This is a genomic window from Schlesneria sphaerica (assembly GCF_044336245.1).
Lineage (GTDB): Bacteria > Planctomycetota > Planctomycetia > Planctomycetales > Planctomycetaceae > Schlesneria > Schlesneria sphaerica.
On the sequence record NZ_CP172346.1, the window covers coordinates 1,835,846 to 1,851,468 of the forward strand.

The 15,623-nt window shown below is 55.9% G+C and carries 11 protein-coding genes; 3 read left to right on the forward strand and 8 right to left on the reverse strand.

What is annotated here, in order from left to right; all coding sequences use genetic code 11:
- Positions 1-112 precede the first annotated feature (112 nt).
- From ACGY09_RS06795 to ACGY09_RS06810, 4 genes are all read right to left on the reverse strand, one after another.
- Complete coding sequence (locus tag ACGY09_RS06795) at positions 113-1,117, reverse strand: Gfo/Idh/MocA family protein (RefSeq protein WP_397570977.1); 1,005 nt, start codon at positions 1,115-1,117, stop codon at positions 113-115.
- A gap of 129 nt (positions 1,118-1,246) precedes the next feature.
- Positions 1,247-2,392 (reverse strand): prolipoprotein diacylglyceryl transferase, encoded by a 1,146-nt coding sequence (locus tag ACGY09_RS06800; protein ID WP_397570978.1) that lies wholly within the window; start codon positions 2,390-2,392, stop codon positions 1,247-1,249.
- A gap of 134 nt (positions 2,393-2,526) precedes the next feature.
- Positions 2,527-3,402 carry a pantoate--beta-alanine ligase gene (gene panC, locus ACGY09_RS06805; RefSeq protein ID WP_397570979.1) on the reverse strand — a complete coding sequence of 292 codons (876 nt, stop codon included), beginning with the start codon at positions 3,400-3,402 and terminating at the stop codon, positions 2,527-2,529.
- Positions 3,399-4,259, reverse strand: a complete 861-nt coding sequence (locus ACGY09_RS06810) for a DUF1571 domain-containing protein (protein ID WP_397570980.1) — start codon at positions 4,257-4,259, stop codon at positions 3,399-3,401. Before ACGY09_RS06810 ends, panC begins: the two co-directional genes overlap by 4 nt.
- 293 nt (positions 4,260-4,552) lie before the next feature.
- Here ACGY09_RS06810 and ACGY09_RS06815 point away from each other — a divergent pair, with 293 nt between their 5' ends.
- Both ACGY09_RS06815 and ACGY09_RS06820 read left to right on the forward strand, forming a co-directional pair.
- Complete coding sequence (locus tag ACGY09_RS06815; protein WP_397570981.1) at positions 4,553-4,771, forward strand: SlyX family protein; 219 nt, start codon at positions 4,553-4,555, stop codon at positions 4,769-4,771.
- A 72-nt stretch (positions 4,772-4,843) separates the two neighbouring features.
- Positions 4,844-5,341 (forward strand): SRPBCC family protein, encoded by a 498-nt coding sequence (locus ACGY09_RS06820; RefSeq protein ID WP_397570982.1) that lies wholly within the window; start codon positions 4,844-4,846, stop codon positions 5,339-5,341.
- A 22-nt stretch (positions 5,342-5,363) separates the two neighbouring features.
- On the opposite strand, the gene ACGY09_RS06825 is transcribed toward ACGY09_RS06820, so the two are convergent.
- The 3 genes from ACGY09_RS06825 to ACGY09_RS06835 form a co-directional block, all read right to left on the reverse strand.
- Positions 5,364-6,713, reverse strand: a complete 1,350-nt coding sequence (locus tag ACGY09_RS06825) for an ABC transporter permease (protein ID WP_397570983.1) — start codon at positions 6,711-6,713, stop codon at positions 5,364-5,366.
- 298 nt (positions 6,714-7,011) lie between these two features.
- Complete coding sequence (locus ACGY09_RS06830) at positions 7,012-12,162, reverse strand: PVC-type heme-binding CxxCH protein (RefSeq protein WP_397570984.1); 5,151 nt, start codon at positions 12,160-12,162, stop codon at positions 7,012-7,014.
- 117 nt (positions 12,163-12,279) lie between these two features.
- A complete protein-coding gene (locus ACGY09_RS06835) occupies positions 12,280-13,236 on the reverse strand; it encodes an SMP-30/gluconolactonase/LRE family protein (protein WP_373651017.1) in 957 nt (318 codons plus the stop codon).
- 607 nt (positions 13,237-13,843) lie between these two features.
- Between ACGY09_RS06835 and ACGY09_RS06840 the strand changes: the two genes are divergently transcribed.
- Positions 13,844-14,335: a hypothetical protein gene (locus ACGY09_RS06840; protein WP_397570985.1), complete on the forward strand. Its 492-nt coding sequence runs from the start codon at positions 13,844-13,846 to the stop codon at positions 14,333-14,335.
- A gap of 30 nt (positions 14,336-14,365) precedes the next feature.
- Here the strand turns inward: ACGY09_RS06840 and ACGY09_RS06845 are convergent, their stop codons facing one another.
- Positions 14,366-15,238: a transglutaminase family protein gene (locus ACGY09_RS06845; RefSeq protein WP_397570986.1), complete on the reverse strand. Its 873-nt coding sequence runs from the start codon at positions 15,236-15,238 to the stop codon at positions 14,366-14,368.
- Between the last annotated feature and the right edge of the window lie 385 nt (positions 15,239-15,623).

The following is a 15,623-nucleotide window of genomic DNA, read 5'->3' on the forward strand; positions in this document are numbered from 1 at the left end:
GGTATTCTCATCCCTTTACCTACCGGGTCCCGTTTGCTCACCAGAAGGCTGCTTCGGGACAATTGGCCATTCGGCAATGACCATTCTGAGCAATCACCTGAGCTGCCATCGTTCAACGATGAACCTTCACAGGCATGCCGGTTCGACCGGACGCCAGGATGGCCTGAGTGATATCGTAAACGGGCAAGGCTGCCTCGGGAGGCGATACATCGGGTTTGCCATCGAGAATCATATTCAGAATGCCAGTGACCGGGTTGGAATCGGATTCATCGATCGGCAGTCGTTCGCGGTGTCCGGCTTGAGCGATCCAGAGTTCCTCATGCCGGACCATCAAATCCGCCCCATCGCAATGAATATGGAGATCTTCACCGAGGTACTGTGCGTTCCCGATGAAATCCATCGTCAAGGTCACGTCGCCCGTCAGCAAGGCCGACACACTGGCCACGATCTCCACCTGACTGCCCCATTTCTGCGTCCGTGTGAAGACTTCGAGCGGGTTCAAACCGGTGACGTAGAAAAGTATGTCGAGCTTATGGCTGCCGGCGTCGGTAATGAATCCCCCCGGATTCTGCTCCGGATCGTCTCGCCAGGTTCCCGCGATCGTCGACTGCCAGTTCTCAACGTTGTGCGAAGCGATCGCCCGCACGGCGCCCCACCTGCCCGAGTGAACCTGTTTTCGCAGAGTGCGAAAGAGAGCGGTGTAGCGGCGTTGATAGCCGAGCGAAAAAGCCTGTCCCCGGGCCCGAGCTCGTTCTGCATCGTGAATCAGATCCAGAATCTGTAACCGGTCAGAAGCCAGCGGTTTTTCACACAAAACATGCCAGCCCCTGTCGAGACAACGTCGTGCCTGTGCATAGTGCTCAGCAGTCGGCGTGCAGATGATAGCGGCATCGACCTGCCTACTGGCGATCAGGTCATCAAAATGAGTCGCCACCGCAGCCGCAGGCCAGTATTCCTGCTGAAGACGCGTCGCCATCGCGGGCGAGGAATCAAGCAGCGCGACGACTTCACCTCGCCCATCTTCCAACAGCTTTTCACTATGGTGACGTCCCATTCGGCCACAGCCGATCATCGCGAAACGGACTCGGTTGAGCGATGAAGTCGAGCTGACAGTCATGTGAATCTCGCAGAGTCCAACACTCGGATTTTGAGAGCGGATATCCGGCGCTCAGGGTCCGCGCTGACGATCGTCAAACTCGATCGATGTCAGTCACCAGTAGTGAATAACAAGACACCCGGAACGCCACTACGCTGAACGGTGCTGTCCGTTGGGGACCAGCGAACCGATACCAGTCGAAGCAGGAGGAATCGTGACGGGCTCCCGCACGGCAGGTCTTGTCGACAGATAGTACATGAATCCCAGATTGACAACGAACAAGGCAATACTCACCCACTGAGCAGTCGTTAGACTGGTTGAGAATTGTCCCCCCTCATCGGCGCGCAACAGTTCCATACAGAACCGCGTGATGGGATAAATCAACAGGGCGACTGCCAGCACTTCCCCGTTCCGACGTCGATAGCGGAAATACCAGGCCGTGATCGCGGCAATCACGAACCCGTCAATTGCGCTGTAAATCTGAGTCGGATGCAGCGGGGGCGTGCAGACGGCACTGGCGTCGAGCAGTTTTTTCTCTACCATCGACGCAAACGTGGCACTCTCTCTGGGGAACTGGACGGCCCAGGGAAGCGATGTCATCGCTCCATAGCAGCAGCCATTCAGGAAGCAGCCGATGCGGCCAAACCCGATCCCGATGAAGACCGACGGGACAATAATATCTGCTAGCGCCAGCGGCCGTATTCCGCGGAAATAGCAGAACGAAAAATAACCAATCGCCCCACCCAACAGACCACCATACAGGACAATCCCTCCCTGTGAGAGACTCACCGCGGCGATGAGCCAGTCGAGACTGGGGGGACCGGTGAAGACGCGATTCCCGTACTGAATGAGATAGTAGAGCCGAGCCCCGACAATCCCGGGAATGAACAACCAGACAGCGAGATCCCAGATGACATCGCTGGGTAGTCCTTCTCGCTCAGCCCGAATCGTGGCCCGAAAGACCGCCAGACTGAAGCCGATGAACAGCATCAGTCCGTATCCGAAAATCGGGATCCCTTCACGAAAATTTTCAGAGCCGTGTGATCTCAGATAACTGCCCAGCAATGGGGCACCAAACACAATTGCCAGTGCAACGGCTAGCCAGTTTACGAACGGAAGGAATTCGTCGGAAAGCTTCAGTTTCCAGCCAGACTTGCGACCACGAAGATACAAATATCCTGCACCAATCAGGATCCAGACAAAGAGGACAACGCCAAAGCCAAAACCTGGCACTTTACCCAGCGGCCCCAGATCCCACGGACGATCCAGGGGAATTTGAACGAGTACTTGCCGCATGGGAAACGTCTCCGAGCCGACAGGTGTCAGCATAAAATACTGTGAGCAACGATGGAGCGAGGCGTGCTTGAATCATTTACTTTCGACGTCAGACAACTCAATGACAACTTGCCTGACGCGTGCACGGATGCCCTTCATTCAGGGAGCTTCAAAAGCATGTTATCGATCAAGCGCGTCGTACCGACTCGTGCCGCAACCAGTGCCACCATCTCCGATGCCACGGACGTCAGTGGAGCGAGGGTATCAGCATCAACAATAACCCCGTAGTCCAATTCGACACCCGATGATGCAGATAGCTGCTCGATCAACGTCGCTTCGAGTCGGGACAGGTCACGTTCACCCGCGGCGAGCGATTGAGATACGGCCACCAGAGCCCTCGACAAGCAGAGGCCTCGCTGGCGTTCTTCGGCGCTCAAGTAAGCATTGCGGCTGCTCATCGCCATACCATCTGGATCACGCAAGGTGGGACAGGTCACGACTTCGGTCGGGATGTTCAGTTCCCGGGCCATCGTGCGGATGATCAACTGCTGCTGGTAATCTTTTTGACCGAAGTAGGCCCGATCGGCCCCGACAATCATGAACAATTTCGTCACAACAGTCGCGACACCACGAAAGTGACCGGGACGAATTGCTCCTTCCAGGATGTCCGACAACCCCTCGACTTCGACAAAGGTCCGAAATCCCGCCGGGTACATCACTTCGACACTGGGGTAAAAGATAATGTCGCATCCCGCCTCGCCGCAGATCTTCAGGTCGAGCTCGCGGGGTCGAGGATACTTCTGAAAGTCCTCGTTGGGACCAAACTGGGTGGGGTTCACGAAGATACTTGTGACGACAACATCGCATTCCTGCCGGGCCCGCGTCATCAGGCTCACGTGACCAGGGTGTAAAGCCCCCATCGTCGGCACAAAACCGATTGTTTTTCCGGCTCGCTGATTTGCAATGACGGCAGCGCGAACGTCGGCCGTTGTTTCCGCAATGTGGGGCGGCGTTCGGTCGGGGCTGGTCATCGGAATGAGTAGCTCTTGTTATTCTTGTCGAAATCGGTGTCAGTAAACTTTCGATTCGGTTTTACGTCATTATAGAAGTATTCTTCGACCAGGGGGGGCTCTTTGTCCGTCTTGCCGGGAAAACCGAGTTGCTGGACGCCGATCGGCAGCCCCGACTTGTCTTCGATCCAGAGCCTGGTCGTGTGAAATTTGAAGTCTTTGTAGGGCTTTTCATGCACTGATTCGAACACCGTGCAGATCTCACCCGTCGGCAGTTTCGAATTGGGACGCTTTTGCGTGGTGGTGCCGTCAAACTTGGATTCGAGTTCCCACTGCTTGATGACCCGTTGAAGCATCTGCTTCATTCCGATCGACGTAATGGGATGCTTGCTTTCCGCCATTGCATCCGGGCCGGTAGGAGGGAGCGCGACAGTTCCGATAATGGACTTGAAACCCGCTTCGCGTACCAGCAGGTTGTTGTTGTTCTGCCCTTTAACGTACAGAACCTCGCGACCGGGGCTATTGTCAATGAACTTCAGGTAGACGCTGAACGGCTCTTCGCGAAACTTCATTTTCATCGAGGCCTTGATCAGCTTTTTTCCGATCACTTCCCGCTTGACGAAAATGCATTCGTAATCTTCGATCTCTTCGAGTTTGTCGTGCGCCTTGTACGCCAGTTGCAGCGGAATATAGAGAGCATGGGCCTCATCGACCTCGACCCGGTCCGCTGCCGGCGCTTTATTCACCGTGGTCGTGACCTGTTCGGTATTGGTCTGTGCGTCGACAGTCATCGCGGAAACGGCCATCGAGACCATGCAGTAACCGACGGTTCTCGACAATCCGCCAATCGACCCCATCCCGGCAACAAATTTGGGCATCTGAACGATCCTTCGCAATCATTAAGATAAGCCCGATTCGCACGTTGGTGCGTTCGGTATCGAAAACGATGACTTTTTAGACATTATCCGATGATCGGGAATCGATCAAACCCAATTAACTTCCGGCAGCCGCGATTCACACCCTTCTCGACGGATCCTGGTTCACTGCGGAATTCCCGACTCCCTGCCCCATTGTGACCTGGTTTTCTTCCTGATAAATCAGCAGTGACTGGTCGTTACTCCTCCTCCGGAACGTCATCCTTGGCCTGATGCGTTCGCTAGAAAGCAGAATCGTGACCCCTGACGAAACCTCCGATCACATTATTCGCCTCGAAATGGCGGTAGCTCATCTCCAGCACGAACTCGAGCAGATGCACTCCGTTCTGCTGGCCGTTCAAGGCGAGCTGAAAGGAACCCGCGATCAGATCTCGAAACTCGAACGACGCATTGATATTGTCAATGAAGGGGGGCAGGAACGGGACATCAACGACGAAAAACCGCCGCACTACTGACCGTCATCGCATCTTGTCCCCCAGTGCGGCAGTGGGCGCTGACCCGCCCCCACTCCAGAAGGAACAGTATGCATGCACGTCGAGACTCACGATCAGTTTGATCCAGAACTGGATCTCAAGTTCGAGCGACTTGTCAAAGTGACCGCAAAGCACCTCTGGATGGGTTGGACAGACCCCGAAGTGCTGAAAACCTGGTTCTGTCCTCCCCCCTGGAAGACGATCGAATGCGAGATCAACCTCGTCCCAGGTGGAATTTTTCGGACCGTCATGCAGGGGCCTGACGGAGAAACGACCGAGAACACCGGCTGCTTTCTCGAGATCGTGAAGAATCGAAGACTGACTTGGACCTGGATGCTGGGCCCGGGTTATCGACCCAAAGACACATCCGAAGCCCCGTTCGCCTTCACTGCAACGATCTCATTCGAAAAGGTACCGGGGGGGACAAAATACACGGGACATGTCCGGCACACCACCCCCGAAGGACGCAAGCGGCATGATGCAATGGGCTTCCAGCAAGGCTGGGGCGTAACGCTGGACCAACTGCTCGCGCTCGCCCCATTAAAACGATGACGCAAGGCCCCCATGGCGGCGATCAGTTGTTAAGCGACTCGGCAACATCCGTCTGGTAGGCCGTCATCCCCGGCAGAAATCCGACCAGCGCCCCCATCAGCAAGAGAACCGGCAATACGACCAGTTCGTAGGTGGAGAATGCACGCGGGTCGATCAGCAGACCGGTTTTTGCAGCGACAATGGGGGCCGCTGCGAAGACCAGTCCATGGCCCAGCAACAGACCTAACAGACCTCCGCCTACGCAGAGAATGATTGATTCCGCCAGGACAATAGTGAGGACAGTTCCTCGTTGCGCCCCCAACGCCCGCATGATGGCGATTTCACGTCGGCGAGCTGACATCGAGTTGTAAATGCTCACAAAAATCCCGATCCCTGATACCAGCACGATCAGGGCGGTCATGACCAGAAACATCGCTTGCGCAGGGGCAAGAAACTCCGTGAACAGTCTCTGCATGGGAACAATCGGATTCACTCCCTGTCCCTGATTCCCTTTCTTGAGTTCCCCCGCCATCAGGTTCGCAGCAATTGCGGATTTACATTGCAGGAGGACTGCCGTCACTTCCTTCTGTACATCGGGAAGATCGTGGCTGTGTCCGTGATGGTCGTGCCCTCCGGCACTGTGGTCGTGCACTCCGTATTTCTTCTGAATTCGGGCAATTTCTGACTTGAGCTCTTCGTCAGTCAGAGCAGGTTCACCGAAGAACTTACGTTCTCGTTCGATCGCTTCTTTGAGAGGTTTGTCGTGCCCCTGAATCTGGTAGAAGCCTTTCAAATTCACGTACACCGTTTTGTCATGAGGCGTCCCAGTGGGGGCGAGGATCCCGACCACCTCAAATTCTTCATCATGGACGTGATCTGATTCCGCACCTCCGTGGACCAGTTTCAGCTTGCTCCCCAGTCCCCAGCCATTCTCCCGTGCAACCCGGTCGCCGATGTAGGCATCGAAGTCCCGCCGAAACCCATGCCCTTTCACCATAAAAGGCTGCTTAGGGGCGTAGTCGACGTCGAAGAATTCGGGTACGGTCCCAACAATCGGGAAACCGCCTTGCTCTGTGACATCCCCCATCGCAACCGGAATGGCGACAGCAACACGGGGATCCTTTTTCAATTCCTGAAAGTACCGATAGGGCAAATTCTCGATCGGTGGACTGATGTGGTAAACGGTGCTCAGGACCAGTTGCAGGGGATCCCCTTTGGCTCCCACGATCAGGTCGTAGTTGATGGCCCGCTGACTGAATACGGATTGCAGGATCCCATAGATCACAAGGACCGCCACCATCAACATCACGCCCAGTGCTACACTGAGAGCGGTCAATGAGGAAGCCAATCCGCGCTCACGGATGCTTTTCCAGGCGATGGTCGCAAGATTCACGGAATAACCTTCAAAAAGACACAAGATACACACACAGGCTTACGCAGACCGTCCTGGTAGCGTGGGATTTTCTTCCCCTCACGGAAACAGGCTCATCCCGTGTTCAGGCCGGTGGAGTATGGCAGATTGCGGTGGCGAGATAAACACTTTCTGCCGTGTCACGATCAGTGCTGGCAATCAGTCCTCAACTCACCGCGGCTCTGCCCACAATCAGTTCCGACTCCAGTTTGCAAGAGGCGAATCCCCGGCGGCACCTGAGCGCCGCCAGGGATTCCTCTATCGCGACCGACAAGGCGGGCTAGTGCTTGTGTCCACCTTTTTCGGCACCCGCTTTGTAAACGGGATGGTTCCGGTTGCCTCGTGAATTCACGTACGCAACGAGATCCAGAATTTCGTCCCGAGTCAGTTTGTCCAACAGGCCCTTCGGCATGATGGAAACTTTGGATTTTTCCCGTTCGACGATCTCACTCCGTTTGACCTCGATCGGTTCGGCCTTAATGAGTGGATTTTCGACGATCTTGATCACATCGGGGGTTTCTTCGACCACGAGCCCCGTTACGACTTTTCCATTCCCCAGTTCAATGACGTTGGTCTGGTACTTGTCATTGATCTTGGCGGAAGGATCAAGAATTTCCTTGAGAATATCGACACTGGTCCATTTGGGTTCGAGCTTCGTGAGGTCCGGACCAAACTCGCGACCAGCACCGTCGAATCTGTGACAGCCGACACAGTTGGCCACCGTAAACAGCTGCTTGCCATTGCCAAAGTTGGGTGTTGCATGCGAATGGTCGTCGCTGTTTCCGTGGCCACGGCTTTCGGCGAGCGTCGCAACAATGTCGGACAGATCTTCAAACTTCCACTCGGTTCGGGGCCGGCGATCCTTGAGCAATGCGTCGACTGGCTCAATGTGATTCGCAGCCAGATACGGTTCCGGGCTGGCAAGATACTCGTCCAGATTCGGGACGACATACAAGGCCCCGTACATGCGCCGCCAGTGCCCCGGATAGGTACACACAAAGGGATAGACGCCGGGTTGCTGCGGTGCCGTAAAGCTGACTCGCTGGCTGTCGCGAGGCTGCAGTAAGGTACTCTTGGCAAGAACCTTGTCCGACTGCGGCACGTAGTATCGCTCGGCAAACGCCGGTTGTTGGGCGTTGGCTTCAGACATCAGTCCAATTTCCTCGAGTGCCCCTGGCTGAGTGATCACAAAGTTGTGCGGCATCAGATCACTGTTCTCAAGCAGGAACTCGACCGGTTTGCCCGCTACGACAACGACCAGATCCTTATCGAACGCCATTTTCTCGAAGATCGTCCCGATCTTGATGACGCGAACGCCCAGTTCACCCAAGATGGCGCGCGTCTTCTTCGCCTCTTCCACCGGCAGCAGCGTTGTCAGTGCGTCGGAAAACTCGAGTGCATCCAGGGCCGCTGGAGATGTCCGGTCGGCCGCGGGGGTCTTCTGAATAGAAGCAATCAACACCTCCAGCAGCGGCGCCGCTTCATCCTTCGGCCAGGCCGACTGTGGCAGTCGCTGAAGAGCACGAATGGCCGTGCTTCGTTCTACATCTTCCTTCACAAATTTTTGAAGCAGTGAGAACGTTCTTGGTTCCTGTCCGCGAACGTAGGTCAGGGCCAGCATGGCGGCACGACGGACAAGTGACTCGGGACCGCCCCCCTCAAGAGTGAAGGAAACGCTGACCTTTGGAGCAGGGTTCTTCTCTTTGACGAAGACTTCAGCCCGCTTGTCGTCCAGCACTTTCAACGTGAACTGGTCCAGCCGATCAGGAATCTCGGTCCGGTTGAAGATGTTAATCTGATCGATCGGATAGACCTCGCCCAGATCGACTTCCCACCACGGCTGTGCGGTATTCTCTTCGGTATGGGTCTGCCCGCCATCGCCATAGGCACCGGACTTGTTCCCATCGATACCACGGGAAGCATCCCCCCCCGAAGCGGTATTCTTCTGCGTCGCTTTGCCCCGGCGAGCGATATTCACACCACCGCTGAGCACTTCGACTTCAGCAAGTGTCAAGGTTCCCTTTCCGGGCAACTCAACTCGCACATAGCGTCCCAGCGTTCCTTTAGAGGTCGTGCCGGCGATGGAAGCAGGAAGCCCGTCAAGCAGTGGCACCACCTTGTCGTACAGACTGGCCCGAATCGAGGCGTCGCTGATCAATGGCAACGCGTTCACGAAATCAATCAGGTGGTTTGAACTGGTTGTCGCCAGCGCCCAGGACTTATCGATCGTGCCATCGACATTGATCAACGAGACAAACCCGATCTGTCGGAAGATGGGTTGCTTTGCGGATGTCGCCAGCTTTTCGAGTTCCGCACGAGCCGTCGTCAGTTCCGCGGCACTTCGTCCCGTCAGTTGTCGCACCAGATCAAAGATCACGGTGACGTCCGCATTCGACTGCTTTCCGTCCAGCGTATTGATGGCATCCATAATCACGGCCAACTGTGGCTTGTTGTCCAGCCGCGAAAGTCCTTCGATGGCCTCGCGTCGGGCTTCATCCCGCAGCCCAGGCCGGTTCAGCATTTCCACGTAGACCAGTCGGTCGCGCTTTTCGTTCAGCAGCTGGTCATTTGTAAGACTCTTCAGGAAGTACCTGGCACCGGCATCGGAGGTGAATTCCACACGTCGGTTTTCCCGGCTGGCAAGATCCAGATAGGGTTGAAGCGTCCGCATGACTTCCTTCGACATGTGGTCAATAAACGCATCTGTCGGTTTTTCGCGCGCGATCAGCACAACTTCGGCCGCTTCCGCCTGCGGCAGGAAGCTGGCCGCCCAGATTGCCTGCAATCGAACTCGGGGGGCCTCATCGTTCGCCGCCTGTTTCAGCAGATCCAGAGTATTGCTGACGCGATCCCGCCAAGCCTGCAGCACACGAATCGCGGCTGCCCGTGCGCGATGATCCCGGGCCTTCAAAAGTTGTTCCAGCAATGCTGTATTAAGCACATTGTGATGCTGGTGAACCCAGAGTCCTTCGAGTGCATGGTGATCGTAATCTGCATGATTCTTATCCAGCCGGGCGAGCCAGGGTTCCAGCGCCGCAATCACATCAGCGGTGGGTCGAGCGGAAAGTTCGATGCGCGCTCGTGAACGGACGCGGTCATCTTTCTCTTTCAGAACGTCCAGCAGCTTGCCGATCGGTTGACCAGCAATGGGGATCGGTTTGATCAGATCGCGTCCCTCGTATCGAATGCGGTAGACACGGCCGTGAATCCGGTCGCGATTGGGGTCACGCAAGTTGTGCTGCATGTGTCCGATGATTGGATTCTGCCAATCGGTGAAATAAATTGTACCATCCGGTGCTGTTTCGATATCGGCAGGACGGAAATTGGGATCACTCGACATGACCAGTGTTTCAGGGAACTCGGTCGCCCCAAAACTCCCTCCGTCCTCGAAGACCTTGTACTGCAGGATTCCCTGGAGCCCGATGACGTTCCCGACGAGCAGGCTGCCGCGCATCTCTTCAGGAAAGTGGCTGCTGCTGAGGTACTCAATTGCCGGGCAGGGGCGTGTGCGTTGTTTGTAGACCGTCGGTGTGCCACTGTGCTTGTGAGGGTATTCGAGGAAGCTGGACATCAGCGTCGCGTCGTATGGAGCAGAACCGGTTCCATCCACGACGATGTCCTGTCCCCAGGCATTAAATGAATGGCCGTGTGGATTGGCGAATCCGTAGGTCACGTAGACGTCGGTCTTCTGGGACCGGGGTTCATAACGGAACACTGCCCCGTTCGCGACGCGGCGAGGAGCCCCCCAGGGGGTCTCAATCTGCGAATGATGAAATGTCCCTTCCTGGAAGTACATCGCGCCACCCGGATCAAGAGCAAAGCTGTTGATCGTGTGGTGCGTATCGGCGGTGTCGAACCCGTGAACAACACGTTCCTTCACGTCGTATTTGTCGTCTCCATTCGTGTCTTTCAGAAACAGCAGATCCGGTCCCTGTGCTACCAGGACGCCGCCTCCCCAGAATTCAAAGCCAGTAGGATTGTGCAGGTCACCGGCGAAGGTGATGCACTTGTCCGCCTTGCCGTCGTGATTGGTGTCTTCCAGGATCAGCAGGCTGTCGTTCATGGGCGTTGTCGGCTTCCAGTGCGGATACGTCGGCCAGGTCGCCACCCACAGACGACCGCGTGTATCAAAGGCCATCTGCACGGGATTGATCAGTTCGGGAAACATCGACTCGTCCGCGAACAGTTCAACCTTGATGTTCTTAGCAACCGTCATCTTCTTGATTGCTTCTTCCCCCGAAAGGAACAGGTGCTTGCCCCCTTCGAGCGGACCGGGTTTGTTGGAAATCACTTCCAGGAACTGGGGCAGGTTCGTATCGTCCGGCTTGATCGTTTTCCCCTGTGCCGCTGCCCAGACGACCTTGTCACGGTTGGACGTCAGCGTATCCAGGACGTCGAGTTCACGCTGGCCGACGGAGTAATTCGACAGTCCGTCTCCATACCCACCGGGCCCCTCGGAAAACTTGAGAAACGCCCGGTCACCGTAGGTCGAATAGCCGTCTGTAACCCGATAGCGGTTGTACCAGTAGAAGTTTTTGTCGTTGACCGCAGCCTGAATGGAGCTGAGCCGGGATGCAGGAATCGAATCGAGCTGCTCGCTCTTCGATTTGAACAGGCCTTGAACAGCAACGCGGGCAATCGTCCGGTCACCGTAAGCGTTCTGGTGGACGCCGTTGATGGTCGCAACAGGGGCCTTGCTGTCACGAGAATTGCCGACGACCGGGGAATCGCCGTTAAATAACTTCAAGGTCGGCGTGAACAAGTCTACGAACAAGACCGAGTTGGCACGGGCGACTTCGCCCATGGCATTGGAATACAAATTGAGTCGGGCATTGGCAGCCACGACCTGTGTCCGCGACAGCAAATTGGGATCGCCGACAAATTCATGCGCGATCGGCGAGAACAGGACGAGGCGTGGCGCTGACTTTCCGTTGTACTGCTGGCTCAAGGTGTGCTTGATGAAGGCATCCACGTTTTCCTTGAATTCTGCGAGGCCTGCTTCACCGGCAAAGGACTCGTTGTAGCCGTAGAAGGCGAAGACGACGTCGGCATTGGTGTTGGTCAGTTCAAACCGGTTCTCCCGCACCTTTCCTTCGTCGCGTTTGGAAAGCTTGTCGACTTGCGGACAGGGAGCATTGCCGCTCAGCCATTGATCGTGCGTACCAAAGTCCATCGAACGGAGTCGCTTGTTGCGATCGCGAAATCCGTTGATCTCATCACCACTGTAAGCCAGATTGCGAAAGACAAGTTCGGCGTCGGGAAACTTTGCGTGAATATAGGTTTCGAGCCAGCCGTAGTGCTGCATGCGTTCGGCGACGGTGCCACCCACAATGCAGATGTGATCGCCCTTCTTCAGCTCAAGCTGCGATTGAGCACTGACCGTCGACGATAGCGAGATACACAAGACGAAAACGCAAAGATGCCACTTCATTCCGGTCGTTCCTCAGTGATGTTGGCAAATACGCTCGTTCCGAACGAGTCGATTCAGAGGTCGCCAGATTAACGCATCCGATGGTCTCTGACGACCGTTCCGCCGTGGTTCTCGTGATCAACCGCGGGACGACGAACTGCGATGGACGACCCAGCCGGGGACTTCGACCTGGATCTGATAGACGGTCTTGCCTGCGGTGACGTAGAGCGTCTTCAGATCGGGACCGCCCCACGTGCAGTTCGTGACGATGTCTTCGTCGATCGGAATACACCCCAGCAGAGTTCCGTCCGGGCGAACCACGTAGATGCCAGTGGGAACCCGGTCCGTTTCGATCGCGCTACGAGCACGGGAAATCCCTGCGGCGATGTAGAGGGTTCCCTGCGAGTCGATACACATACCATCGCCTCCCCGTCCCGGAGCAAAATCGAAGACGAGACGCTGCTGCGAGAGTGTTCCGTCACTTGAGAGATCGAAAGCCCAGATGCGTCGGTGCCCCCCTGCGACCGTGCAACTGTCGACGACATACAGTGTCCGTTCGTCGGGACTGAGCGCAATTCCGTTGGGTCGCTGAATCTCGGGCTGAGTCAGTACTCGTGTGACGGTCCCGTCGCGATCAATCCGATAGATGGAATCATGATCCAGCTCCATCGTACTTCGGTCGTAATAGCAGGGATCCGTGAAGAACAACTGGCCGTTGGAACAGGCCGCGATATCATTCGGCGCGTTGTAGCGTTTCCCTTCAAATCGGTCGGTCAGGACCTCGACAGCCCCCGTCCTCAGATCGGTCCGGGTGATGCGACGATTCCCGTCGTTGGGACAGAACTCGTTCCCTTCGCAGGCCAGCAGACGCCCTTCAACGTCAAACAGCAAACCATTGGCCCGGCCGCTCGGCTCGCGGAACACCCGGTAATACTTTGAACCTTTTTCGAGAACCAGAATCCGGTTGTTGACGATGTCCGTAAAATAAAGATTGCCCGTCGAGTCGCAAGCAGGTCCTTCCGTGAAGGCGATGCTGGTGGCAACAGTAGGTCCGGAGAGCACTCCGGGCGGCATTGGGAGTCCATGCAAATTCATTGTTGTTCCATCCAGGTGTTGTCGTCGCCAGACATCATCGCCGAAGCTCGTTCGTCGTTCGGCTTGATACGGGCCGCATTGTCTGGCCACCAAACGTCGAGCAGTCGAGCAGCGATGGCCTCGCCGCCGCAGAATACGAAACGGCGAGTTCTTCGTCGAATGTGACCGAGCTGCGGTCTGCAGGAACCACGTTGACTGCCCGCCGGTCGATTTGAACCCGCAATCGCCAGGTTCCTGTTCAAAACCGTGGTGAATCCCCGCTTTTTGAATGGTACGCGAAGTGCAATTTACACTCTTAGCCGACTTGCGAATCCTTCGGAGGAAACCTCTGAATTCGTGAGTCGCGCCACTTCAGGTGCCACTCGGTGAGAGCAGCGGGAGAACTCCAGCTCCCCTTAAGTGGCAACCTGAACCCGCTCAATCCGGTAATCCGCCTGAGCAAGAGGCGAATTCCGAAGCGAGCGGTGTGGATGGCCGGATGTCATGGGTATCCAGCCTCCCGTCGAAGCCCGAAACCACAATCAGGGGTGTCAGTTGTGCATTGCAAGTGACGATTCACTGCTTCCGACTGTCCCCTTAAGAAACATTGTCTCTGAAAGGGATCATCATGAACGCAAAGCAAATCACATTAGCCACTTTGGCCGCAGCGTTGCTCGCCATTCCGTTGCCGGCTGCAATTGCGCAAGACTTTCTGAACGGACAATCATATGGCACCGGATACTACACGGGCTCGGGCCAGGGTTATTACGGCGGTTATGGTCAGGGGTATGGGGCATACGGATCGGGGTATTCATCTGAATTTGCACCGGGCTATCCCACACTCTCACAACAGAACTACGTCCCTTACCGCGACGACATCGCACCGGTTCGCTCGTATAATTCCTTTGGCTCCGGTCGATATGGAGCGACGAGACCAAACTCGATCTTCCAGAACTCGTACAACCAGGGCTACGGTTTTGGGACCGGATATGACTACGGGTACGGCTTCGGTGGCGGAGGTCCTGGACTTTCTTATGGCGGACACCATCAGAGAATCGATGGCTTTGGCGGTTCCGGGGATCACTACTACCGCAAGGGCTCTCCGTACAGCCGATTCTAGGATCACCTCCCAGAATCACCTTAGACGAGATTAGCCGTTCCCCGAGGAATCGCCCGAGTTCTGGGCGATTCCCTGCGTGCGGAGCTGATTGCGAAAGAGGGGTGTGAACGTCTCTCCACTCCCCAGTTGACAATCGACCTTCACCCCCGTCCCTTGTACCCCACCAAAGATGCTCGCCAGAGCAGCATCTGCCGCATCTCGCCCTGTGCCAATCCGCACCAGCCCATTCAAGGGAGCCAGTCGGGTTGAATCAAACAGCAGCCACTGGCCTGCGACATAACATTCAAACAGGGCATGAAAATCCGGCGGATTGAGCTGGTAGGCGTATCCCGAAAAATAGCGGGCGGGAATATTCAGGGCCCGACAGTAGGCGATACCAAGATGAGCAAAGTCGCGGCAGACACCCCGGCGTTCCACCACCGTATCATAGGCGGATGTCTGCGAATCGGTGCTGCCTAACGCATATTCAATGTTCGAATAAATCCAGTCATCGATCGCAACCACCTTTTGATAAGGGTCGTTGATCTTACCGAACAGGTCCCAGGCGAGTTTCGACAGTCGATCCGACTGGACGTAACGACTTGGAAACAAATACGGGATTGCGTTTCGGTCCATCTCCGCGATGGAGACGGGGGGGGCACCTTTTGCAGGTACCAGTTCCGTCGAGCAATCCACTGTTGCGGAATAGCAAATCTCGAGAGTTTGTGCGTTTCCGGTCTGTAACCGGATGAACCGGCTGCTTCCAGCCTCCAGGTAAAACTCTTCATAGTTGACCTGAGGGTTCGTCGTGAGCTTCTCCTCGACGACATATTGCGCGCTGCTCATCTGCGCCTGAATATTTAGAATCAGTGTCGAGGGAAACTTGACGTGATAATTCAACTGTGAGCTGACGTTAAATCGCATGAGCTTCTCAACTTCACTGGGAGGCCAACTGGGAGGTCACGGAAATCATCCGAGAGCCTGACCAGGATGCACCGCGATCCCCAGGCCCTCAACCTTTTCTCATGCAGATGACGTTCCAATGGCGCGATTTCCTCCACAGTACCCGTTCGACCTCCACCAGGCGAGAACACGGGCGATTGTGGCCGTAACGATCGCAAAACCGAGAGGCAGACTGGATGGATCTGATCCACATTGGATTCCGGCGAGTCTGAGGGGACCATTTCCTCAGATTCATAGAGAGCTCCCCGTCGCGGACCTATCCAGACTCGGAGCCGGTCAACCTGAATTCCAAGCGTGGCATCAGAATATACCCGGTTCTGAACTCGACATGGCGCTGCGAACTGGC